We start from the raw sequence: 389 nt of genomic DNA on the forward strand, positions 1-389 counted from the left end.
ATGGCGGGCAGACCTGCGTCTGCGCCAACCACCTCCTGGTGCAGAGCGGCATCTATGATACCTTTGCCGCCAGGCTCAAGGCACGGGTTGAAGCTTTGACGGTCGGCCCAGGCACCGAGGCTGGCGTGGCAATTGGCCCGATGATTAATATGGCGGCGATCGACAAGATCAACCGCCATGTGGAGGATGCGCTGGCCAAGGGTGCGAAGATCATCACCACCAAGCCCGCAATGCCGGAAGGCAGCCAGTATACCGCGCCGCTGGTGCTGACCGGCGCCACCACCGACATGCAGCTTGCCAGCGAAGAAACATTCGGCCCTGTCGCACCGCTATTCCGGTTCGAGACGGAAGAAGAGGCGATCGCCATCGCCAATGGCACGCCCTACGGC

Annotated in this window: 1 protein-coding gene; it reads left to right on the forward strand. The window is 62.5% G+C overall.

What is annotated here, in order from left to right; translation table 11 throughout:
• A partial coding sequence (locus AC1D0P_RS31380) for an aldehyde dehydrogenase family protein (RefSeq protein ID WP_477680295.1) occupies window positions 1-389 on the forward strand: 389 nt, incomplete at both ends.

The organism is Polaromonas sp. P1_G2 (assembly GCF_056405515.1).